The organism is Aliidiomarina shirensis, assembly GCF_003987345.1.
In the GTDB taxonomy this organism is placed as follows: Bacteria; Pseudomonadota; Gammaproteobacteria; order Enterobacterales; family Alteromonadaceae; genus Aliidiomarina; species Aliidiomarina shirensis.
In genome coordinates, this window is record NZ_PIPP01000004.1 from 98966 (window position 1) to 120323 (window position 21358).

Annotated in this window: 18 protein-coding genes; 9 read left to right on the forward strand and 9 right to left on the reverse strand. The window is 45.4% G+C overall.

Annotated features, from left to right (window positions below):
- The first annotated feature begins 4 nt into the window (after positions 1–4).
- Complete coding sequence (locus CWE13_RS09670; protein WP_126808165.1) at positions 5–613, forward strand: trimeric intracellular cation channel family protein; 609 nt, start codon at positions 5–7, stop codon at positions 611–613.
- Positions 614–676: 63 nt separating this feature from the next.
- Here CWE13_RS09670 and CWE13_RS09675 read toward each other — a convergent pair whose 3' ends face one another.
- The 3 genes from CWE13_RS09675 to hemH are packed head-to-tail and all read right to left on the reverse strand — an operon-like array spanning position 677 to position 4093.
- Positions 677–2449 carry a TIGR03545 family protein gene (locus tag CWE13_RS09675; protein ID WP_126808167.1) on the reverse strand — a complete coding sequence of 591 codons (1773 nt, stop codon included), beginning with the start codon at positions 2447–2449 and terminating at the stop codon, positions 677–679.
- Positions 2446–2970 carry a TIGR03546 family protein gene (locus tag CWE13_RS09680; protein ID WP_126808169.1) on the reverse strand — a complete coding sequence of 175 codons (525 nt, stop codon included), beginning with the start codon at positions 2968–2970 and terminating at the stop codon, positions 2446–2448. The genes CWE13_RS09675 and CWE13_RS09680 overlap by 4 nt, the downstream gene beginning before the upstream one ends.
- 37 nt (positions 2971–3007) lie before the next feature.
- A complete protein-coding gene (hemH, locus tag CWE13_RS09685; RefSeq protein ID WP_126808171.1) occupies positions 3008–4093 on the reverse strand; it encodes a ferrochelatase in 1086 nt (361 codons plus the stop codon).
- 99 nt (positions 4094–4192) lie between these two features.
- Between hemH and CWE13_RS09690 the strand changes: the two genes are divergently transcribed.
- The 3 genes from CWE13_RS09690 (at position 4193) to CWE13_RS09700 (ending at position 7380) form a co-directional block, all read left to right on the forward strand.
- Positions 4193–5656 carry a RimK family protein gene (locus CWE13_RS09690; RefSeq protein ID WP_126808172.1) on the forward strand — a complete coding sequence of 488 codons (1464 nt, stop codon included), beginning with the start codon at positions 4193–4195 and terminating at the stop codon, positions 5654–5656.
- Between the two features lie 9 nt (positions 5657–5665).
- Positions 5666–6121: a GNAT family N-acetyltransferase gene (locus CWE13_RS09695; protein WP_126808174.1), complete on the forward strand. Its 456-nt coding sequence runs from the start codon at positions 5666–5668 to the stop codon at positions 6119–6121.
- Between the two features lie 98 nt (positions 6122–6219).
- A complete protein-coding gene (locus CWE13_RS09700; RefSeq protein WP_126808176.1) occupies positions 6220–7380 on the forward strand; it encodes an iron-containing alcohol dehydrogenase in 1161 nt (386 codons plus the stop codon).
- 74 nt (positions 7381–7454) lie between these two features.
- Here the strand turns inward: CWE13_RS09700 and CWE13_RS09705 are convergent, their stop codons facing one another.
- Entirely contained in the window at positions 7455–8588 is a 1134-nt protein-coding gene (locus CWE13_RS09705) for a hypothetical protein (RefSeq protein ID WP_126808178.1), read from the reverse strand.
- A gap of 125 nt (positions 8589–8713) precedes the next feature.
- Positions 8714–9778, reverse strand: coding sequence for a cysteine synthase A (locus CWE13_RS09710; RefSeq protein WP_126808179.1), 1065 nt, complete (start codon positions 9776–9778; stop codon positions 8714–8716).
- Positions 9779–10173: 395 nt separating this feature from the next.
- On the opposite strand from CWE13_RS09710, the gene CWE13_RS09715 reads away from it, so the two are divergent.
- The gene (locus CWE13_RS09715; protein WP_126767394.1) at positions 10174–10383 is read left to right on the forward strand and encodes a cold-shock protein; all 210 of its coding nucleotides are present in this window, start codon (positions 10174–10176) and stop codon (positions 10381–10383) included.
- A gap of 135 nt (positions 10384–10518) precedes the next feature.
- On the opposite strand, the gene CWE13_RS09720 is transcribed toward CWE13_RS09715, so the two are convergent.
- Positions 10519–12441, reverse strand: coding sequence for a potassium channel family protein (locus CWE13_RS09720; RefSeq protein WP_126808181.1), 1923 nt, complete (start codon positions 12439–12441; stop codon positions 10519–10521).
- Between the two features lie 173 nt (positions 12442–12614).
- On the opposite strand from CWE13_RS09720, the gene CWE13_RS09725 reads away from it, so the two are divergent.
- Positions 12615–14684, forward strand: coding sequence for a BCCT family transporter (locus CWE13_RS09725; protein ID WP_126808183.1), 2070 nt, complete (start codon positions 12615–12617; stop codon positions 14682–14684).
- Between the two features lie 145 nt (positions 14685–14829).
- Here CWE13_RS09725 and CWE13_RS09730 read toward each other — a convergent pair whose 3' ends face one another.
- Both CWE13_RS09730 and CWE13_RS09735 read right to left on the reverse strand, forming a co-directional pair.
- Positions 14830–15642, reverse strand: coding sequence for a DUF2884 family protein (locus CWE13_RS09730; RefSeq protein WP_126808184.1), 813 nt, complete (start codon positions 15640–15642; stop codon positions 14830–14832).
- 318 nt (positions 15643–15960) lie between these two features.
- Positions 15961–17625 (reverse strand): dipeptidyl-peptidase 3 family protein, encoded by a 1665-nt coding sequence (locus CWE13_RS09735; RefSeq protein WP_126808186.1) that lies wholly within the window; start codon positions 17623–17625, stop codon positions 15961–15963.
- Positions 17626–17715: 90 nt separating this feature from the next.
- Here CWE13_RS09735 and CWE13_RS09740 point away from each other — a divergent pair, with 90 nt between their 5' ends.
- From CWE13_RS09740 to CWE13_RS09750, 3 genes are read left to right on the forward strand one after another with little or no spacing between them, the layout of a single operon-like run.
- Complete coding sequence (locus tag CWE13_RS09740) at positions 17716–18132, forward strand: gamma-glutamylcyclotransferase family protein (RefSeq protein WP_126808187.1); 417 nt, start codon at positions 17716–17718, stop codon at positions 18130–18132.
- 37 nt (positions 18133–18169) lie between these two features.
- Positions 18170–19192 (forward strand): amidoligase family protein, encoded by a 1023-nt coding sequence (locus tag CWE13_RS09745; RefSeq protein WP_126808189.1) that lies wholly within the window; start codon positions 18170–18172, stop codon positions 19190–19192.
- Positions 19170–20072 carry a prenyltransferase gene (locus tag CWE13_RS09750; RefSeq protein WP_126808191.1) on the forward strand — a complete coding sequence of 301 codons (903 nt, stop codon included), beginning with the start codon at positions 19170–19172 and terminating at the stop codon, positions 20070–20072. Before CWE13_RS09745 ends, CWE13_RS09750 begins: the two co-directional genes overlap by 23 nt.
- A gap of 9 nt (positions 20073–20081) precedes the next feature.
- Here CWE13_RS09750 and CWE13_RS09755 read toward each other — a convergent pair whose 3' ends face one another.
- Complete coding sequence (locus CWE13_RS09755) at positions 20082–21344, reverse strand: Nramp family divalent metal transporter (protein WP_126808192.1); 1263 nt, start codon at positions 21342–21344, stop codon at positions 20082–20084.
- Between the last annotated feature and the right edge of the window lie 14 nt (positions 21345–21358).

Consider the following 21358-nt stretch of genomic DNA (forward strand, 5'->3'; position numbering starts at 1 on the left):
ATACATGGAATTATCGTTTTATATTGCCGATTTAATGGGTGTAGCCGTATTTGCAATTGCCGGCACATTACTCGCATTTCGTAAGCAAATGGATGGTTTTGGTGTTGTAGTACTCGCCTCGGTAACGGCCATCGGCGGTGGTACTACGCGAGATTTAATTCTTGATGCACCCGTATTTTGGCTAGATGATCCTACCTACTTTATTGTTATTGGCGCAGCTGCGTTAGGTACGATTATTTGGTTGCGTTTTAAAGCCTATATCCCACTAAATAGATTGTTAATTGCCGATGCCTTAGGTATCGCCTTTTTCACCGTACTGGGCACCGAGAAGGCGCTGCAAGCAGGTGTTAGCCCGATGGTTGCGATTGTTTTAGGAACGATGACGGCGGTTTTTGGTGGATTACTTCGTGATGTAATGGCTCGCGATATACCAATGGTGCTGAAAAGCGAATTATACGCCACCACCTGCATTGCCGGCGCCATTGTATTTGTAGTGCTTTACGATCTAAACCAAAGTATCGCTATGGTTGCAGCCATGCTTACCACATTAGTGTTGCGCTTTGGTGCTATCCGTTACCATTGGTCACTTACCGTTTTCAAAGAACACCGATAAAGAAAAAGCGGCGCTTAAGCGCCGCTTTTACATATCGAATACTAATTTCAAAATCTCGGTAATTTAATTACCACCTAACCGGCCCCGTAGCGATTCACGCAAGCGATCTTTAAGTATGTCACCGATTTCTAAATCGTCTGGCTCCACTGAAAACAAATCGTTTAACGTTGCATTCTGCTCTCGCGCACCGGCTAAATTACCTACTAACTCCTGTAAACGAGGATCCCACTCGGCGGTTGCTTCTCGTACACGAGCATCTAGATCTTGGCGCAACTCGTTCAATTTAGCATCAGCTTCAGCGCTTAAGGCTGTTGTTAAGCCTTGCTGTAACTGACGATCTAAATCAGAGCGAATACTAAGGCCGGGAGCGCGCATTGCGCCCGAAACACCTACGTTCATATCGAACTCAGTAATTCCTGCAAGCACATCGCCTAATATTTCAGCCCAACGAGCATCGCCTTGCATTTGCATGGCTACATCTTGCAAGCGCACAACACCGCCACCGCTAATCTGGCCAGCTTCAACCCCCACTTCACCCTGGGAATTTAAAACGGCACTGAGTAAGCGCGCGGCAACATCGTTTTGCGAAAACAGCTGTTGTTCCGTGAGATTCACACCTTGCACCTGCCAACTTTGGCTGCCAGCAAAACCGGCTAAATCACTCAAGGTAAAACGGCCATCAAGGGCAAGTGATTGCCAATACTGCGAAGCAGATGCCGCCAAAGTATAGGTAGAGGGTGTGCCGCCAATACGGTCATGCTGCCAAGTTAAATTCTGCCACTCAACGCCAATATGTGTATTTGCAAATTGAATATCGGTAAGTGCTTGCTCAATCAAGAACACTGGACGTTGCTGACGATCAAAATCAATGTAGCGGCCTTCCCAGCGGCTTGGCTTGGTTTCGTCATCTTCGGAGCGCGTAAGCATTGGCCCAATAAAATCGAAGGCCATGAAGGCATAATTGCTCCACTGCTCTACTACAGGGCCAAACAAGATACCACTTACTTCCGTTAAACTATCCGGATCAAGCGATAGTAACGAGCGTACCCGAGCGATATCTTGGCCCGGCGCCGCACGCAGCTCTTCCAAATCGGTACGGATAACCTCAACTGCCTGTTCCGATGCATTCACAAAAGCGCGCACTGCATCACGGTCGGCACGCATATCATCGCGTAATGTTTCTAGATCTTTCTGTAACTTTACTAGTTCTTCCAAATTTCGCGGGCGCGTTTCGGTAATCGCCTCCAAACGCGCTTTATATTCATCAAGGGTTTCGCTTTCAGGTAAATTCTCTTTGGCGTTTTCTACCGCCGTTCGCTGCTGGCGAAAATTATCTTCGATTTGCTCTACCAACATCGGCGTTCGTATTTCACTCCGCTGCAGAATTTGATCAACTGAAGGGATATCAATATTCAAATCAGCAAAGGTTTGCCGCCAATCGCGTGGTTCGCGCTCAGCTTTATAATCAGCGCGAACTTTACCTGCCTTCTCGCGCGCAACGCCCATTGCAATTCCTGTCATGCGTAAATCGGTAATGTGAATTCGGCCGATAACAGCATCCCAAAAATACAGCTCTGCGGCCGCGGTATCGGCTTGCAACCGATTCTGTTTCGGCTGTTCGGGATCGGTAAACTGAATGCCTTCCATACTTACAGCAAAGGGCTGCCAGTTAATCTGCACTTGCGCAATATTCACTTCGGCGCCATTTGCTCTGGTTAATCCAAACTCCAATCCAGATTTCACTAACGGGCCTGCAAAAGTACGAATGGTGATGGCTAATAACCCAACCACAACAACAAAAGCGATGAGCCCCGGCCAACGAATAATGTTCTTCATAGCGAACCTCCGCGCAATCCACTAATTCTCTGGTAGGTTACGAAAAACTTCGTACCTTTAATCACTTGCACAAAGCGCAGGCGATCAAACCAAGCTTTTACCCGGCCGCGGTAGGCAACGATAAGGTGATAACTAATGAAGAGCCATGGCACCGCGAACAATAATGCAAACACCACGCTACCCATGGTTATCGTGTGATTGTATTGTAGCAACCGTGCCAAGGGGCTTTCATACAAGCCAATCCACAAGCCTTGCAATGCTTCCGCTTGTAAAATCGTTTCACCTAAATAATCGAACACTGGGTCGATTAAATAAGCGATACCGGAAAACAGCGCGAATGACACCAAAAAACCGGCGAAGTTAATGCGCAACGAAAGGGCCAAAAATAGAATCAGTATATTGTGTAAGCTAAACAAAGGCGTAAGCCCGAGGAACATTCCTAACACAAATGCCCAAGCGAGCGCCCAAGGGCTGGTTTCGGCATTCAAAGCTTTTAATAACTTTGCTAATAACGTAATCATTCATGTGCTCCTTTCGATACGTTAAACTCCACTATCCTTACAGCTTAGCACCCAGTGCTTTGGCTAGCTCGGCTGTTTGCGCACTTTTTTCAGAACTGCCAGCATGCCAACCGTGTAAATTTTCCTGTAGCAACGCAGTTAACGCTTGAATGTGCTGCTCATCAGCATTCAAGCATGGGATGTATTCAAACCGCTCACCACCACTTTCCATAAAGTACTCACGGTTCTCTTCACCAATTTCTTCAATCGTTTCCAGGCAATCGGAAGAGAATCCAGGGCAAACCACCTGCAATGATTTCACACCTTGTTCTGGTAGCGCTTTTAACGTCATGTCGGTATATGGCTGCAACCATTCTTCACGGCCAAAGCGAGATTGGAATGTCGTCATAAATTCGTCTTTCCCCAACCCTAGATTCTCGGCTACCAAACGCGTAGTTTTGTAGCATTCACAATGATAAGGGTCGCCGCGATCAAGATATTTCTTCGGCACGCCGTGATAGGAAAATATCAGCTTGTCAGCACGGCCATGCGCATCCCAATGCGCTCGAATCTTATCGGCAACGGCTTGAATGTAGGCTGGGTAATCATGGTAATGGCTAATGAAACGTAAATCAGGCAACCAACGACGAACGGTAAAATCATGGCTAATCGCATCAAATGTTGAAGCACTCGTAGATGCCGAGTATTGCGGGTACAACGGCAGTACTACCAACTTGCGTACGCCTTGCTCTAATAACTTATCAATTGCACTGTGAATTGAAGGATTGCCATATCGCATACCAAATTCAACGACGATATCATTACCGTAAATTTTTTCTAGCTCAGTGCGCACACCATCTGCTTGCGCCTGAGTATTAAACAACAAAGGCGAGCCCTGCTCTGTCCATACGGTACTGTAGGCTTCCGCTGAGCGGCGGGGGCGAATACGCAAAATTACGCCATGTAATATAACTTTCCAAAGCAAACGTGGAACTTCGACAACCCGAGGATCTGAGAGGAATTCAGCTAAATATTTTCGCAGTGCTTTTGGCGTTGCCGCATCAGGTGTGCCAAGATTAGTGAGTAGCACGCCAATTTTTGGAACCTGGTTATGGCTGAAGTTCTTAGAGCCTTGAAATTTCATGTAAAATATTCCTTATAAAGCGCTTGCTAATAACGCAGTTTTCAGCGATAAATCGCCCCGACAAACGCGGCGTTTGGTAACTCAGTACAAGGTACAATAATGCACAATGCACCCCTAATTATTATTGATGATATTGCTGATTGGCAGCCCTATCATCCGAGCCAATCCATTATCAGTGCGGCTGATTATATTCAGCAAGCCGGTAAACATCGTGGCCCCATTATCAACCTGTGTGGCGATTTGAGCTACTTATCCACTGGGTATTACGTGAGCTTGCTTGCTGAAGCCAGAAGCCAACGCGCGTTGCCATCCGTTTCGGCTATTAACGATCTCGCGAATCTATCGCATTATCAACTGTTCCTGAATGATAATACCAAGATATTGAATCGTTTCGTTGCTCAGCATCAACCTGAGAATCCAAAACATGTGCGTTTATTACTATGTTTTGGCCGTACCGCGTATCCTGAGCTAGAAGATCTCGCTCGGCACACGTTTGAAGCTTACCCATGCCCACTGCTTGAAGTTGAGTTTTCATTTGAAGGTAGATGGCATCTCAATGCTATACGTAATCGTGCGCTTTCGGATCTAAATGATGATGAACAAACCTTATTTGGCGAATCGCTAGAATATTTTTCCAAACGCGTATGGCGTAAAGCCCGCAGCCGCAAAGAATACCGTTATGATTTGGCCATCTTGCATGACCCGAACGAACGTATTCCAACCAGTGATAAAAAAGCACTGCAAAAATTCATTCGCGCCGCGCGTGAAAATGATATTGATGCGGAACTGATTACTGCGGCTGATTTTAACCGATTATTAGAATTTGATGCGTTGTTTATTCGCGAAACTACCCGAATAAACCACTATACCTATCATTTCGCGAAAAAAGCGGAAGCAAATGGCCTAGTGGTTATCGATCATCCAGATTCGATTTTGCGCTGCGCCAACAAAGTGTTTCTAAATGAAATGCTAGAAAAAAATAAAATACCGCGGCCGCGTACCGAGTTATTGGTAATGGGCAACAATATAGATTACCGCGCCATCGGCGAACGCTTTGGTTATCCTGTGGTATTAAAAATTCCAGATGGTTCATTTTCTATTGGCGTTGAGAAAGCGCGTGATGATGAAGAGTTTCAAAAGGTAGCTGAAGGCCTCTTCAAAACCTCTACGATTCTGTTAGTGCAAGAGTTTCTGCCAACCGATTTCGATTGGCGAATTGGGGTTATCAATAACCGAGCAATTTACGCCTGCAAATATCTGATGGCCCGTAACCATTGGCAAATTTACAATCACAGTAGTGAAACTTCGCGCGGTAAAAGCGGCGGCTTTGAATACTTTGGTGTTCATCAGGTGCCAAAAGAAGTAGTAAAAATTGCATTACAAGCCACACGGCTTGTAGGTGATGGCTTATATGGTGTGGATATCAAAGAAACGGCGAATGGCCCTGTTATCATCGAAATCAATGATAACCCTTCAATTGATAGTGGTGTTGAAGATGGCTACTTGGGTGATGAATTGTACCGGATTATTATGGACGATTTCCTGCGCCGCATCGAAGATTAAGGTAGCATCATGAACGTTACTATTCGGCGGGCAACCAACACCGATTTGAGCGCGTTAGTTACATTAGAAAATAACTCTTTTAACTACGATCAAATTGGTTTGCGCTCGTTTGCGCATTTACTAAAGCAGCGGAGTTCGCTGCTTTGGTGCGCTGAAGCCGATCAACAAATTATTGGCTATGCCATTATTCTTACGCGGAAAAACAGCCGGAAGTGGCGTATTTACTCGATAGCTATTGCCCCAGAAGCTCGGGGAAAAGGTATCGGTAAGGCGCTCATGCTCGAAGTAATCGAAAGCGCAAAAACTGCTTCTGTAAGTGCGCTATCACTCGAAGTAAAATGTGATAACAAGGGTGCCATTGAGCTTTATCGCCAACTCGGGTTCGAAGTAATTGATCTATTACCAGAGTATTATTCCGACGGTACCGATGGTTACCGCTTGCAACGTACACTCGAACCGCAATAAGAACTCTCTAAACGTAAGCGTTTGCGGTGATCATTTGCCCAAACGCTCACGTATCCGCTATTCTGGTAATCTAATTCATCTGCAGCAACGGAGTACTGATGAACAACTTCAGTTTTTATAACCCAACCAAAATTCTTTTTGGTGAAGGGCAAATAGCAAATATTGGTAAAGAAATTCCAGAAGATGCGCGCGTCATGCTTGCCTACGGCGGCGGCAGCATTAAAAGTAATGGCGTTTACCAACAAATCATCGATGCTATTGGTAATCGAATCGTGTGCGAGTTTTCTGGCATCGAAGCAAACCCTGAGTTCGAAACACTTTGCCGTGCCGCCGATGAAGTAAATGAACATAAAGTAGATTTTATTCTAGCCGCCGGTGGCGGCTCGGTAGTGGATGGCGTTAAATTCATTGCTGCAGCAGCTAACTTTGCTGGTGATCGTTGGGAAATTTTAACCAAGGGTGGCAAGGGCATAGAATCAGCCATTGCTTTTGGTAGCGTTTTAACGCTGCCAGCTACGGGTTCAGAAATGAACAGTGGTTCGGTGGTTACACGGGCAGAATATAAAGCAAAGCTACCATTTGGCAGCCCATTGGTGTTTCCACAATTCTCAGTGCTTGACCCAACCACCACATACACCTTGCCGATTCGGCAAGTGATTAATGGCGTTATCGACCCATTCACTCATGTGATGGAACAATACCTCACTTATCCTGTAGGCGCGCATTTGCAAGACCGGTTAGCTGAAGCTATTTTGCAAACCTTGATTGATATCGGGCCAGAAGCGCTAGCACAGCCAGAAAACTATGAGATTCGGGCGAATATTATGTGGTGTGCCACCATGGCCCTCAACGGTTTGATTGGTGTTGGCGTTCCTCAAGATTGGTCAACCCACATGATTGGCCATGAGCTCACCGCATTGTATGGCTTAGATCATGCGCAAACATTGGCTGTTGTATTACCGGCGAACCTGCGGGTACGTAAAGCCGATAAGCTCGCAAAACTAAGTCAGTTCGCCGAGCGCGTGTGGGGCATTACTGAAGGTAGCGACGATGAAAAAGCGGAAGCGGCTATTGCTAAAACGGAAGAATTCTTCCGTAACTTGGGCGCTGGCACGCGAATCGAAGATTACGATTTAGAGCCCTCAGTAATCAATACCATTATTAAGCAATTAGAATCACACGGCATGGTAAAGCTTGGCGAAAACAAAGATGTAACGCCAGAAGTTAGCCGCAAAATTTTAGAAGCAGCGCTTCGTTAAAACAGTAAATTTCTACGCTTGATAAAAAACGGGGTGCGAAAGCACCCCGTTTTTTATTTGTCTGATATACCTATTTACATTCCTGAACCGCAAGGCACGATATCTCTCACTACCGTTGTTGAGCACTGCCGAGTTTCTATGCTTGTAGAACATGTACGCAGGTTTGTCCGCCGCTCGCAAACATCATACGTTAAATCTTGCCAAGCTAGTGGGGGGCTATCAAGTGGTTCGCTGATCGAAACGGTCGTTCCATGCGAAGGGTCATTCAGGAGTTCTGATAAACACCCAATGTCCGACATTGTAAGATTAACATTCGCACCATCCCCGGTAACTCCAAGCAGCGAACGGCCTGCAATTACTGAGCCTCCTCGCTGTAAAGAAAACTCGAGGTGAAATGGTTCTACGCCGCCCACACTCGGATTTCCATGATAATCCACTTGAAACATTAATCGATTATCTTCTGCCGGTTCGCCGAACGAAATAACGTGGTTTAACGCTCGTTCAATGTAGTTAAAGTTCACTGAGGAACTATAACCTGTGGGCGTGGTGATATCGAAGCCTCGAGATTGGTCACGCATACTGGAAACAGCACCTCGAAAACTAGAGTTTTCAAGCTGGGAAGAAATGGCATCAGCCATATAGTCGTGTAGATCGTGTTTAAACTCGTCATCAATTAGGTACTGCACTGGGCTTGCACTGCAATCTTGAGGTGATTCATCGCCAGTTGCGGCTGAAAAAAGATTTAACTCACCAGAAGGATTAAACGAATTACCCTTTTGAGCTGCATAAACTGCATCTCGCACCACTTGATGATATTGAAAAAAAGTAGCCGTAATATCATTCTCAAGGCTGGTTAAACTCAAGGGTTGTATAACCGGATTCTTATCATCACACCAAGTATCGAAACACGAATATTGAATTCCAAATTTCCAAGATTGTTCAGTGGTTGGATTAGCGACAATAATAGTTCTATTTGCACCGATACAAGAAACATTACTCTGGGTGGGATCTGTTCTGGGAGAATCTTTGATCACACATTCTGGAACCCGAGCTTCTCGTCGCGCAATCCATTCAGCTTTATTAGTATCACAGGTATCACAAGCAAAAATATCGTCGCCTGGCGGAGTTGCCTGCGCCTCAGCGGTGGTGTGAAAGAACGAGAATCCGATAACCAAAAAAAAACTAAACAAGCTTTTTTTTATATCCATGTTGTTAATATCCTTGTGTTTAATATCGATGAGCTCGATAAATACTCGCCTAGAATTTCTAACACAACCGTTACATTTGAGCAAACCTTAAACATATCAGCGCACCGCAACTATCTCACTCATTTCTAATCCAGCCAATATTCTCGGTTAACTTTCAGAATTCGGTTGCCATCACTTTTATAGCGCTGCATGATTTTTTCAATCGGCTCAGCTATTTGGCTAAGTTCTCGGCTTTGCAAGTAATCAGGATTGTATAGCTTAGAAGCGCTCCGTTCTCCCAGATCACAGGCGAAGGTGACAATCGTTTTACCCGGCTCTCGGTGCAGTGCTGCAAAAAATGCTGCGGCCACGTTCAAAGCCGAACTACTACCCAACACAATACCATCTTGTTCACGGACAAAATTAGCGATGCTCACTAAATCTTGATCCGGTAAATTCAGGGCATAATCAATTTTCGCCTGCCGGAAATTTTCAACTAAGCGCATGATACCAATGCCCTCTGTCATCGAACCGCCGGCAGATTTATATTCACCACTGCGCAAAAATTCAAAACTGCCGGAGCCATCTGGGTCAGCCAACCAAATTTCAATGTTTGGGTTTTGCTCTTTTAAATATCGTGAATTGCCACCAATAGTGCCGCCGGTACCCGATACCGACACCAAAATATCGACGTTTCCTTCGGTTTGTTGCCAAATCTCAGGGCCAGTATGCAAGTAATGGGCCCGCATATTGCTGGTGTTTTCAAATTGATTCGCCCACCAGAAATTATCATTCTCTTCTGCTATGCGCCTTGCCGTATGGTAGAAATGCTCTCGGTTCTTGAACGGCACAGGCGGAACAGCCTTCAGCCGCGCGCCATGAAGCTCGATCATCTTGGTTTTTTCTGGTGTTTGATCATTGGGCATTACCACCAATAAATCATACCCAAGCGATTTTGCCACCACGGCCAAACCAATACCGGTATTTCCCGCCGTACCCTCTACAATGCTCATGCCCGGCTGCAACTCGCCACTATCAATCGCATCTTTAACCAATTGCAAAGCTGCACGATCTTTAATCGACCCACCGGGATTTTGATATTCACACTTAACATAAATATCAGAACCTGAAATCTTCGATAGTGATTGAATTTTCAACAGATCAGTATTCCCAATCATATCGGTTTGCCGATCTACTACGCGAGATACCATTTATTTTTCCTTTTATCTTAAGCGCCAACAGGTAAGCTAAGGCGGAAAATCAGTTGCAGCCCCAAATCATGCACTCGTCTTTGCAGACAGCGAGCTTGTGCAGACAGCGAGCTTGGTAAGCTAATGGGGCGCCACCTAATATGCTTCATTATAACGGTTTTAGATATGCGATGTTGAGAACGAAATAGAATATAAAATAAGCGACAAAAAAATTGGAAAGCTCAAAATATCCCATATATACTGAAATAGCTTGATCACCAGCAAGTGTTTGCTCAGTTTGAACGAAACCTCCTCGGAAGCGCTCGTCCCCTGCTCTAATATCTCTGCTGCTTTAAGCACTAGTTTCGCTGGCTTTGGCCAGTCGTTTTAAATATATATGTAAGTTAGGAAAGATTATGTCAGATACAGTTACTGGTACCGTTAAATGGTTCAATGAATCTAAAGGTTTTGGTTTTCTTGAGCGCGAAGGCGGTCCTGATGTGTTCGTACACTTCTCTGCAATCACCGGCGATGGTTTCCGTACCTTAACCGAAGGTCAGAAAGTTCAGTTTACTATCACCCAAGGCCAAAAAGGCCCTCAGGCTGAGAACGTAACTCCTGCGTAATTAGGTTTGCAATAACAACCTAGCAGTGAAAAAACGAATTGATAAATGGTCGGCAAATGCCGGCCATTTTTTTATTCAGAATTCTTCGTAGAAACTTATATTTCCCTACGTAGCTGTTACCACCATGCGCAAGTATTAATCTAACATCCCTTGTAACACAATAAGTTGCGTGTCTGCGGTTGCTTTAATTTGGGTATTCACCGATGGGTTTAGCACCGTTTTACCACCTATATTTTGATAGCCTAACAACACCGCGCGCTCAGCAAATGCATACTCACGTAATTCTGCAATTGATATTGTGCGTTGTAACTTCTCGGGTAAAAATCGCAAAGCCATTCTCGCGCCATGGGCACTTAACAGATGCTCGTAAACTAAACGAAGTTGTGGATAAACCGCTACTTGCGCTAATACGTGGCTCACTACAACCGAACTTACTAACACTTCGTTGTTACTGTGATTTACGTACGCGGCATTACTCGGGTCATGAAGCTCTACCATGATATGCGGCCGAGAATTGTATTTACCTTTGGCCAGCAAATAGTCCAGTAGCATAAACGCCACAATGCTTCGCGCGTCTGCCTCTTCTCCTGACGCCAGCCGGTCACTACTAAACATCATCACAGAATCAAAATCTTGTGGTTTTAACGCCGACATGACTGATTCCGCAGTGTAATCAGCCTGCTGCCAATCAATTTCTACTTGCTTTGCCCGCACCGGCCAGCGTTCTTGAAAGAGTTGCTGGCGTTCTTCAATCGATGCCGACGATACATTCGTGACATAATATTTAGTGCGCTCGTCTTTTGCCATTTCGTCGAGGAGCGTGATCACTCGGTTATTCCACCCAAGCATAAGAATTTTACGCCGTAATGGACGCTCCGGCGTTATTAAGCGCTCACTTACTTGCATAGGCCGATGGTTCATCGCGCGCTTATGCTCTTGCGCATCTTGATGGCTGGTCGCCAGATAAAGAACCTCGTCACCCTCAGCTATCGTAAAGTTCCCCGGCGGCGCCAATATAGTTTCCGTGCTACCCGAGCGCTTACCTTTTTCAGGGCGTAACACTCCGCATGGCGTAGCCTTTTGCGCACCCGCGAACACCTGGTTCCACTGTTTACCAACAAAGGGAGCTGCTGGCTCTGGCATAAATTGCGCTTGTTCGGGATCAATCAGTAACGCGTTCACAGCTCCGGATAACCCTGGATACAGTGCGCTACGCATCAAAATGCGCGCGATAATCAAATCACTCGCAATTACCTGCAAATTTCCTTGATAAGTATGTAATGCAATAGGCACTTTTCGGGCATCTTGAAGCTCTGCCACTACCTGCGGATCTTTGCCATTGGCATATTCAGTTTGTAACGAGAGTAATACCTTAATAACGTCCGTATCCGCACTTAAGGTTTGTTCGGCAAAGTTACTGCGCGAAGGAATAATTACCGTTTTTGCATCAGCAATAGCCACTCTATCTAAATGTTCAGGATTTAAAATAGAACCTGAGCGCAGAACGATTCGGCGGCGATTTTTTCCAGAAAAATCCTCCGCCAACAACTCTTCAGATGGCCCTTCGGTAATATCTTCTGCTAAAACGGCAATTTTATTTACGTTTTGCTCCGGAATAATTGGATTTACAAGTTCGTTCAACACCGGCAGCGTTCTCGATGTCCAGCCCAGCAAAACCGTATGGTTGCGAAAGCTCACCGGTGTTTGCCCAAGTTCAAAATGACGCATCTGCCGGAACAGCCATTGGGTCATGATGGCCACTAAAGTACCCATAAACAAAACATAGCCCGCAATTGTGAGCAATGTGGATATCACCCGGCGCAACAAGCCTTCATCGTCACCAAGGTAGCCAGGATCTGTAAGCCGCAAGAAGCTCCACCAAAACTCTTCACTCAAATCCGCTTCGCCGCGAGTTAAGTAGAAAGCTAAGAAGCCGCCCGTAACCGCTACAAGCACTACAATGCCCCACGCTAATAGCAGCTGTAATAGCGCACCACCACCGAGCATGCGCTCAATCGAAAACTTAATTTTTGCCGAAATCCGAGAAGCTATGGCCATGGGTTAATCCTATTCAAAACCATTTTTACTAGTGTACCGCGAAATCGAAAATATTGTATTTTCAATGTTTTTCTTGCCATGTATAAATTTTAGTCAACTTGTCTTTTCTGTCACGAATGCTAGCCTAAGTAAGCTAAAGGCCCAGATTGGGCATCCCACAAAGGAGTATGTATATGAGTACATTGAAAGAATCGCCTTGGCGATCTGCGCTGCTTTTGCCGGTGTTTATTCCCGCGGTAGCGGTTATTACTCTTCTCGTTCTCGGCACGCTCGTTAACCCAGAGCTCGCCGGCGAATTCTTCTCCGCCACCCTAGCCAAAATAACCGAAGATTTCGGTTGGTTCTACATGTTGGCTGTTGCTTTATTCTTAATGTTTATCGTGGTCATCGCCGTGTCGAAATGGGGGCGGATAAAATTAGGCCCTGATCACGCAGATCCGGAGTATAGCTTTCTTTCATGGTTCGCCATGCTCTTTTCAGCCGGGTACGGTATCGCATTATTGTTTTTCGGTGTTTCTGAACCTGTACTTCATTATGCTAGCCCGCCACAAGGCGCGGCTTTAACCGTTGATGCTGCCAAACAGGCCATGCAAATATCATACTTTCACTGGGGCTTTCATATTTGGGCCATCTACGGCTTAGTAGGCCTCGTATTAGCTTACTTTTCGTTCCGCCATGGGTTGCCCCTATCAATGCGCTCAACGCTATACCCGCTCATCGGTGAAAAAATTCATGGCCCAGCCGGGCACGCCGTTGATACCTTTGCGATTCTTGGCACCATGTTTGGTATCGCAACGACACTAGGGCTTTCGGTTATCCAAATTAACACCGGGCTAAATTATTTGTGGGAGGACATCCCCGTAAATAATATTGTGCAAATTATTGTTATTTTCGTGATTACCCTAATGGCCATCGCGTCGGTTGTTGCCGGTTTGGATAAGGGTATAAAACGCCTTTCAATCCTAAACATGAGCCTCGTAATGTTCTTGTTGTTGTTCGTATTTTTTGCGGGCCCAACAGTGCATATTCTCGAAACTTTCCTACAAAATACCGGTAGCTATCTCAACTATATTGTTGAACGTACGTTTAACTTGCAAGCCTATACCCGCAGCGATTGGATCGGCAACTGGACCTTGTTTATCTTCGGGTGGACCATCGCTTGGGCACCATTTGTTGGTTTGTTCATTGCCAAAATCAGCCGTGGCCGAACCATTCGCCAATTTGTGGTGGGCGTAATGCTCGTACCTACCATTTTCACCTTCTTCTGGTTCGCTGTATTTGGCGACACCGCTTTACATATGATCATGGTGGAGGGTTACGAAAGCTTAATTGGTGACGTGCAAGAAAACCAAGCCATAGCGTTATTCAAGCTTTATGAGAATTTACCGCTTACCAGTATTCTTTCGTTTGTAACCGTTATTCTTATCATGACGTTCTTTGTTACCTCATCGGATTCCGGTTCGTTGGTAATCGATTCTCTTGCTTCCGGCGGCAATTCTGATACGCCAGTATGGCAACGGGTATTCTGGGCAAGTTCAGAGGGTATTGTAGCTGCTGTACTGTTACTTGCAGGTGGCCTCGGTGCCTTACAAACCGCAGCGATTGCGAGTGCCTTGCCATTTGCCATTATCATGCTCATCGCCGCCGTTGGGTTATGGCGAGCATTGGTGATTGAAGGGCATCAATACAGCAGTTTACGCAGCCACACGCAAATGCATCGCCGTGGCGTACATGCGGGTTCAAACTACTGGAAAACACGTTTGGCAGGGCTTGTTGATTTCCCAGCGCGCACAAATGTGGAAACATTTATTCGCGAAACCGGGAAAGAGTGCCTCGATGAAGTGTGTACTGAGCTTACAAGCCAGAAGTGGCAAGCGGAAGTGCATATGGAGGAGGAGCCCGCCCGCGTTACCTTACGTGTGGATAAAAATGAAATCGATTTCACCTACGAGATTCGGATTCGTGCCTATGCGCGCCCTGATTTCGCGGTCGCGAAAAAGGCGAAAAAAGAAACCGATGAATACTACCGTGCTGAAGTGTTCTTACGCCAAGGTGGCCAATCGTATGATATTTACGGGTTCGAAAAAGCCGATATCATTAACGATGTGCTTAACCAATTTGAGAACTACTTGCACTTCATTCATCACTCGCCCGGCAGTTTGCCATGGGATTTGGCGCAACATGATGATGATTTATCAGAAAAGCCAAAAACTGACGACGATGGTGAACCAGCAAAAAGCTAACGAATATTTGTGAGCGAATAAAAAACGCACCATGGATTTTTTCTGCCATGGTGCGTTTTTCTTTTTTATCTTCTTGTGAACATTCTCGATAACATGCTCGATAACATTCTCGATAACATTAAAGAATCACAACGTTAACACTGAATTACATCAATAAACGATATTCAGAAAAGCTTGGGATACGCTCAACTATGCGCCCTTCAGTTTCCCGTAGTTTTTCTAAATCAGCGCACATGGCTTCGCCTCGAATTTCCATTTCCGCGCCCCAGCCTTCCATTGTGGTTTCAAGCTCTTCGCCCATCGTTTCCATACGCTCACCAAACTGTTCCATGCGTTGCTCAAAACCACCAGAGCCCGAGAACATCGCTTTGGTAACCATCCAAATCATGCTGCCCATCGAATCTTCTACAATTTGCTCAATTTCTGTATCCAGCGTATCACCCAAACGATCGCCAAATACCTCGAGCTGGCTCCCTTGCACAACGTAAGTGCCATTCGCTTGATAGGCAACCGTTGCAAATTCTTCAGCCAACGTGTGATTTAGCTTTTCGATACGGCGCACAATTTTGTGGCGTTCACCAAACATCTCAGAGAAGGTAGCGGATAAAGCATATGAGGTCATTTCCAGCGCTTCAGCCATCACATCAACCACAAATTCTGATTGTGCTGCCAATCCATTTTTGTATTGAATCAGCATACCGCGCTCTTCAGCATCAACACTTACTGAATCGCCATTAATATATAAATCACCGTTGTGTAAGATACGAAATAGCTCAATATCACCATCTTTCACCGTAAGGGTTTCATACGATGCGTGAATATCTTTATCTAAATTAAACTGGCAGCTTTGCGTATCCTGCGAATTCACAATTGTAATTTGCCGTGAAGGAACCTGCATTGGCGATTCCTCAGTTGCGGGCATAGCAATAGTTGCTGCTAAAAGAATACTTGTGATCATTATTTTATTCCTCGTTCTTGCCTGAACACAGCCATGTTCCGTGGCACCTAGTGGGTTTGCAGTTTTAACAACCTCGCAATTGCGCGAGATCGTTAAGATTCTTTTAAGGAATAAGCAATTGCCATGCCATTAATTGCAAGATATTGATTTATATAGCTAATAAAAATACAAATAAAAAGCTCGAGAAATATAATAGTGATTATCACTACTTCTTCCTCGAGCTTATTCGGTTTTTTAACCACTAATTACGTTTTTTCCAAACGCATTTTAATCATTCACTAAACACACGTTTTAGGTATTACATATTAGTTATCGGGTTTACAAACCTAATACTGATTTACCCTGTTCAAATACGATGTCTACCGGAATATCAGCGCTATCAATGCGATCTAAATCGCCTTGCAACCCAGCATCAACACTACCCATCTCTGTAAAGAGCTGAGCAACTCCAGTGTAATCGCCGTCGCCTTGTAAACGTAAAATTAAATCAGAGAGCGAATTCATCGCTGCCCGCATATTTTCCATATCTACCGCGTATTCGCCTTGCTCATTACGCACGAAAGCACCGTGTTCCGCAAAGTAGTTAAAGCGAATCATGTTTGCTTGGCCATGGGCACTTGAGGCGCCAAAACGCACAGAGCGGAAAATGCCGGCTAAGAAGGTAACATAGTAATCTTCTAGCTGACCTTCAGTAAGCACGCCCTCTTCAAGCAACTGAGTTACCATATACAAGCCAAGAATATCCGCTTTCCCTTCCTCGATAGGCGATGCATATTCACGCAACGCTGCGCGCACCGTACCCTCACCGTTTACCAAGTTCTTAATACCCAAACCATGAGCTACTTCGTGGAACATGGTGTTCGCAAAGAAAGCATCAAACGTGATGTGTTGGCGTTGTTCTGGCACAATCAAAAGATCAGCAATCGGCACTAAAATCTTATCGAATTTAGCCTGCATTGCGTTTTTCAACTGCGAGCGCCGCGTGCCCTTCGCTAATTGCACTTCTTCATCGTTTGGCAAATTCACAGCAATCGTTTTGCTACCGGCATTTGAATGACCCGCATAGTAAACAATATCGTAAGCGTTCAATTGCGCGTCGGTACCCGGCGCTTCCGCTTTATATTCATCCGCTACTGGCAAACCACGTTGTAAACTCGGTAAATGCTGAGCATACACCTCAAGGCGTTGGCTCCATTCGGTATCTTTCACTAATACATAAGCTTCAAAACCCGCCTTGTAACCAAACAAACGATCTTCGTAGGTTTCAATAGGGCCAATAATCACATCAACATCACTTTCCGTGATATCCATCCACACGTAATCAGAAGCTTGGTATTCATTGGAAAGAAACGCATCCGCCCGCATTTCTAAATAACGTGCCATTGTTTCATCGTCAGCTACCGTTGCTGCCGCGCGTAATATCGCCGCAGCTTGGTTCAGTTCTTCCCGATACGCTTCAGAATAAGGAATAGTGTAAAGCTCACCGGCTTCGTTGCGGCGTACAAGTGTGTATAAGTCATCTTTACCTGGTAAATCGGCAGCATCAAATTCATCACGGGTCATGTCCGCCGGATAGTAATTAGCGCCTAAAGGTTTGGGCTCAACACCTTGTAAAATAGGCTGCATATTATTCAAGCGATCCCATGGGCCGTAATTTACATCTACAAATTCGCGCAACCGAGGATCCGCAATGCTGCTCAACAAGGTTTCTTTGTCACCTGCATAAGCTTGCTGCCAGAATAAATCGTCCATAATTTCGGCAGCATCAATAAGCAGCGAAATTAATTCTTTCTGGTCGTCGGATAAATGCGATAAATCAACGTTTAAACGAACCGGGACATATATATCTAAACGTTCCTCAGCACTGGCACTCGCCTGATACTCTGGCATACTGGTACTCTCGGGAGCCGGTGAACAGGCACCTAACAAAAATGCACCGGTAACCGCTGCGGCTGTAATTTTTAATTTTGTTGTGAAAGCCATGGCAAAATTCTCTATGTGATTGTGTTCAAGATGCTAGCATGATACACAAAAATATAACCTTTCGCTTGTAACAGGTGCAACGTGCGTTTTATGTATGGATTCATTTTTTTATTAATTTTGTTTGTTGGCTTTTGGTGGATTTGGTTAAACCCCTATAGCTTTACGTTTTCAGAAACCACATTGAATATAGATCAAGAGGCTGAACACCGAGTATTTGCATTCGGCACCCTCACCAATCCTGTGGTGCGCACCTTGGTGATTTTCGGATATGTGCCTACAGAGCCGGGAGCTTTGGAAGGTTATGAGCGGCATCGTTTAGATCTATTACCAAAAGAGGGCGCCGTAACCCATGGCCGAGTTTTTTATGTGAATGCTGTGCAACTTCGTCGGTTAGATCGGTACGAACGTGTAGGTGTTAAATATGAGCGCTATTTATACACCTTGAGCGATGGCCAACCTGCTTGGGTGTATCGGCGAATTAGCGAAATTAACCCGGCACACGATTAATAGAATTCTAGTCAATACAATTGAGGAATAGTTAACGATGAGTGACGTAAATTCGTTAGTGAAACCACCGGCAGCGCAAACGAGCAACAACGAAGAGCGCCGCGTTGGCATCGAGATAGAGTTTAGTGGTTTAAAGCTACAAGAAGCCACCAATGTATTGTTGAAGTACCTAGAAAAGAACTGCGATAAATGTGAGCAAAGCGAGAAAGGCCGTTATGAGCATGTTATTAGTGGTGATAGTGCCGGCGATTGGATTATCGAATTTGATTATGATTATCTGAAAAAGATTGGTCGCGAATCTGAGTACAATGATTGGCGCGATAGTGCCGAGAAAGGCCTCGCTTGGATTGCAGAGAGCGTAGTTCCTATCGAAGTTGTTAGCCCTCCATTGCCTCTGCATCGTTTGCCAGAAGTCGAATCGCTAATTGATGAGCTGCGCGAAGCTGGGGCGAAAGGCTCATCGGATAGCATTGCCTATGCCTTCGGTATGCAACTTAACCCTGAATTACCCGATCTAGAAGCGGATACCATATGTGCGCATATCAAAAGTTTTTTATGCCTTTACGATTGGCTATTGAAAAAAATCGATCCGGATATTTCACGGCGCATAAGTAATTATATCGATCCCTTTCCGAAGGCATACCTAGAACTCGTTTTAAAAAGTAATTATTGGCCATCACGTGAACAATTAATCGATGATTACCTACAGCACAACCCCACACGTAATCGCGCGCTCGATATGCTGCCCCTGTTTCGGCACATTGATGAAGAACGCGTGCTAAACACGGTGAATGATAAATTAATAAAATCAAGGCCTACCTTTCACTATCGCCTACCCGGCTCGGAAATTCATCGGCCCAATTGGGGGCTGTTTAGTGTTTGGAACGATTGGGTTCGAGTTGAACAGTTGGCCGATAACCGAGAGCTTTTGAACAAAGTTTCGGAAGAATACCTATCCGAGATCAAAAAACTATTTAGCGGTTTCAATGATGATTGGCAACACTATATCGCCAACACTATCATTCCGGGGTTAACTGATGGGGAAGAGCAAATTAACTAACTTATTGGCTATCGCGAGGGTTAACTTCTTAACCCTCACGTTGGCCTGTTTAGTGCTAGCAGCAACGTTTAGCTGGATAACAACAAAAGCATTCAGTTGGCCGCTATTTATTGGCGTTGCGATTGCCGCGATTTCTGCACATATCAGTGTGAATGCGTTTAATGAATATTTTGATTTCCGTTCCGGCCTTGATTTTCTTACTCCGAAAACGCCTTTTAGCGGCGGTAGCGGCACCTTAATTAAAGAACCGAGCGCGGCAAAGTTGGCGTTTGCGCTAGCTGTCATTAGTTTGCTCGTGGTGATCGTGTTGGGTGCATGGATTGTTAGCGATAATCGCTTACAACTGCTCTGGCTTGGTATTCCCGGAATTGTATTAATTTACACCTACACCCACTATATCAATCGCTTGCCTTTTCTATGCCTTATTGCACCCGGTATTGGCTTCGGCTTAATTATGACCATGGGAGCAATTTGGGTATTTACCGGCGGTTTAACAATTAGTGCATGGGTAATTTCCATGGCTGTAATGCTTCTTGTAAACAATCTTTTGTTACTCAACCAATTCCCTGATTGTGAGGCTGATGCTCAAGTGGGCAGGCGGCATTATCCAATATTAATTGGCCGAGAAAAAAGCGCTTGGATATTTATAGCGCAATGGCTAGCCGCCTACCTGTTGGTGGTGCTCGCCACAGTGTTCAATTGGCTGCCCGTATTTAGCTTACTGGTGTTATTACTTTTACCGTTATTGCTGAAGCTTATGGTTGGTGTGCGCCAACGCGCGAATGATATTGATAGGCTAGTACCGTTATTAGGGCTTAACGTTGCACTCATTCATGGTTTTATCTTGTTGCTTGCTATGGGTATCGGGCTCGCTAATTAGGGCGCAATTTTACGTTAGCGCCAACCAAATGCTACGAGCACCGAGGCCAAGCGCAATAATAAATACCAACGCCGCCACTACGTTTTGCCGCTTAGTATTTGCAAATGCACCCATACGTTTTTGGTTTACCACCAATAACAAAAAGTACGTAATTAATGGCAACAAAATGCCGTTTGCCACCTGTGCAAAAACAATGAGCGCAAAAGGCTGAATACCCAACGATGAAACCACAACACCAATTAAAATAATACATAGCCAAGTGGCGCGAAAGCGCCAGCCGCGCATATTTGTACTCCAACCGAGCACACCGGTGAGTGCATAAGCGGAAGCTAACGGCGCCGTGATCGCCGAAGAAAGCCCGGCCGCAAGCAAGCCAAACGCCGTGAGATAAGTAGCCGCATTGCCAAAAACAGGCTGTAATGAAACCGCCAAATCAGCAGCGCCGGTAATTTGCTCACTGCTGCCAAAATACGCGGAAGCCGCGGTAGAAATGATTGCCAGCGTAATTAAACCACCCAAAGGTATCGACGTGTAAATATCGGCCTTCGCTTCTAATAACGCGCTTTTTATTTGCTTATCGTTCACTTCATCGCTCAGTTGGCCTTCCCGGCCCCATCGTTCCCGAGCGCTAGCTGCATGCAAAAATAACGCATACGGCACAACCGTAGTTCCCACTAATGCAATAGTTGTGAGCAAGGCACCTGCAGGAATAGAAGGGAGGAAAAGGCCTTTGAGTATAGCGATTACATCGGGCCTACTGAGTGCAAATGTAAGTAGAAAAGCAATACTCATAAGCACAACCAGAACAATGAGTACTTTTTCTATACGCTTATAATGCCCCTGCCAGAGAATTAAGGTGGCAAGGGCCCCGAGTATTACCGCCCATGGGTTTATGCCAATATCTTCTCGGAAAAACTCAACCCAAGTAATATCGCCCCACAATGAACGCGCACCTAAACTTGCTCCGGTTAAGTTGCCACCTTGGTAGGCACTATTCCCAATCACCACAGCGGCAACAACTAACAATATAAAAAGCTGCTTTAGCAACGGTTGTTGCACTGCAACCCTTAAATTCTCGCCCAAGCCTTGCTGGGTAACCACGCCAATGCGTGCTGCCATCTCTTGCAATACCGTAGTTGCCGCGATTGCAAATAGTAAGGCCCACAGCAACGCATAACCGTAGTTAGCACCCGCTAACGAGGCGGTAACTACGGTTCCTGGGCCAATAAAAGCAGCCGCAACTAAGGTGGCAGGGCCAAATTTAAGTTTCATGGTGTAAATACCAA

What these genes read in the sequence shown, in the direction of transcription:
- CWE13_RS09695 (WP_126808174.1), top strand. Translation starts at nt 5,666, where the DNA reads ATGAACGTTACTATTCGGCGGGCAACCAACACCGATTTGAGCGCGTTA.
- CWE13_RS09730 (WP_126808184.1), bottom strand. Translation starts at nt 15,642, where the DNA reads ATGATCACAAGTATTCTTTTAGCAGCAACTATTGCTATGCCCGCAACT.
- CWE13_RS09715 (WP_126767394.1), top strand. Translation starts at nt 10,174, where the DNA reads ATGTCAGATACAGTTACTGGTACCGTTAAATGGTTCAATGAATCTAAA.
- CWE13_RS09675 (WP_126808167.1), bottom strand. Translation starts at nt 2,449, where the DNA reads ATGAAGAACATTATTCGTTGGCCGGGGCTCATCGCTTTTGTTGTTGTG.
- CWE13_RS09705 (WP_126808178.1), bottom strand. Translation starts at nt 8,588, where the DNA reads ATGGATATAAAAAAAAGCTTGTTTAGTTTTTTTTTGGTTATCGGATTC.
- CWE13_RS09670 (WP_126808165.1), top strand. Translation starts at nt 5, where the DNA reads ATGGAATTATCGTTTTATATTGCCGATTTAATGGGTGTAGCCGTATTT.
- CWE13_RS09720 (WP_126808181.1), bottom strand. Translation starts at nt 12,441, where the DNA reads ATGGCCATAGCTTCTCGGATTTCGGCAAAAATTAAGTTTTCGATTGAG.
- CWE13_RS09755 (WP_126808192.1), bottom strand. Translation starts at nt 21,344, where the DNA reads ATGAAACTTAAATTTGGCCCTGCCACCTTAGTTGCGGCTGCTTTTATT.
- hemH (WP_126808171.1), bottom strand. Translation starts at nt 4,093, where the DNA reads ATGAAATTTCAAGGCTCTAAGAACTTCAGCCATAACCAGGTTCCAAAA.
- CWE13_RS09700 (WP_126808176.1), top strand. Translation starts at nt 6,220, where the DNA reads ATGAACAACTTCAGTTTTTATAACCCAACCAAAATTCTTTTTGGTGAA.
- CWE13_RS09735 (WP_126808186.1), bottom strand. Translation starts at nt 17,625, where the DNA reads ATGGCTTTCACAACAAAATTAAAAATTACAGCCGCAGCGGTTACCGGT.
- CWE13_RS09690 (WP_126808172.1), top strand. Translation starts at nt 4,193, where the DNA reads ATGCACAATGCACCCCTAATTATTATTGATGATATTGCTGATTGGCAG.
- CWE13_RS09740 (WP_126808187.1), top strand. Translation starts at nt 17,716, where the DNA reads ATGTATGGATTCATTTTTTTATTAATTTTGTTTGTTGGCTTTTGGTGG.
- CWE13_RS09680 (WP_126808169.1), bottom strand. Translation starts at nt 2,970, where the DNA reads ATGATTACGTTATTAGCAAAGTTATTAAAAGCTTTGAATGCCGAAACC.
- CWE13_RS09745 (WP_126808189.1), top strand. Translation starts at nt 18,170, where the DNA reads ATGAGTGACGTAAATTCGTTAGTGAAACCACCGGCAGCGCAAACGAGC.
- CWE13_RS09710 (WP_126808179.1), bottom strand. Translation starts at nt 9,778, where the DNA reads ATGGTATCTCGCGTAGTAGATCGGCAAACCGATATGATTGGGAATACT.
- CWE13_RS09725 (WP_126808183.1), top strand. Translation starts at nt 12,615, where the DNA reads ATGAGTACATTGAAAGAATCGCCTTGGCGATCTGCGCTGCTTTTGCCG.
- CWE13_RS09750 (WP_126808191.1), top strand. Translation starts at nt 19,170, where the DNA reads ATGGGGAAGAGCAAATTAACTAACTTATTGGCTATCGCGAGGGTTAAC.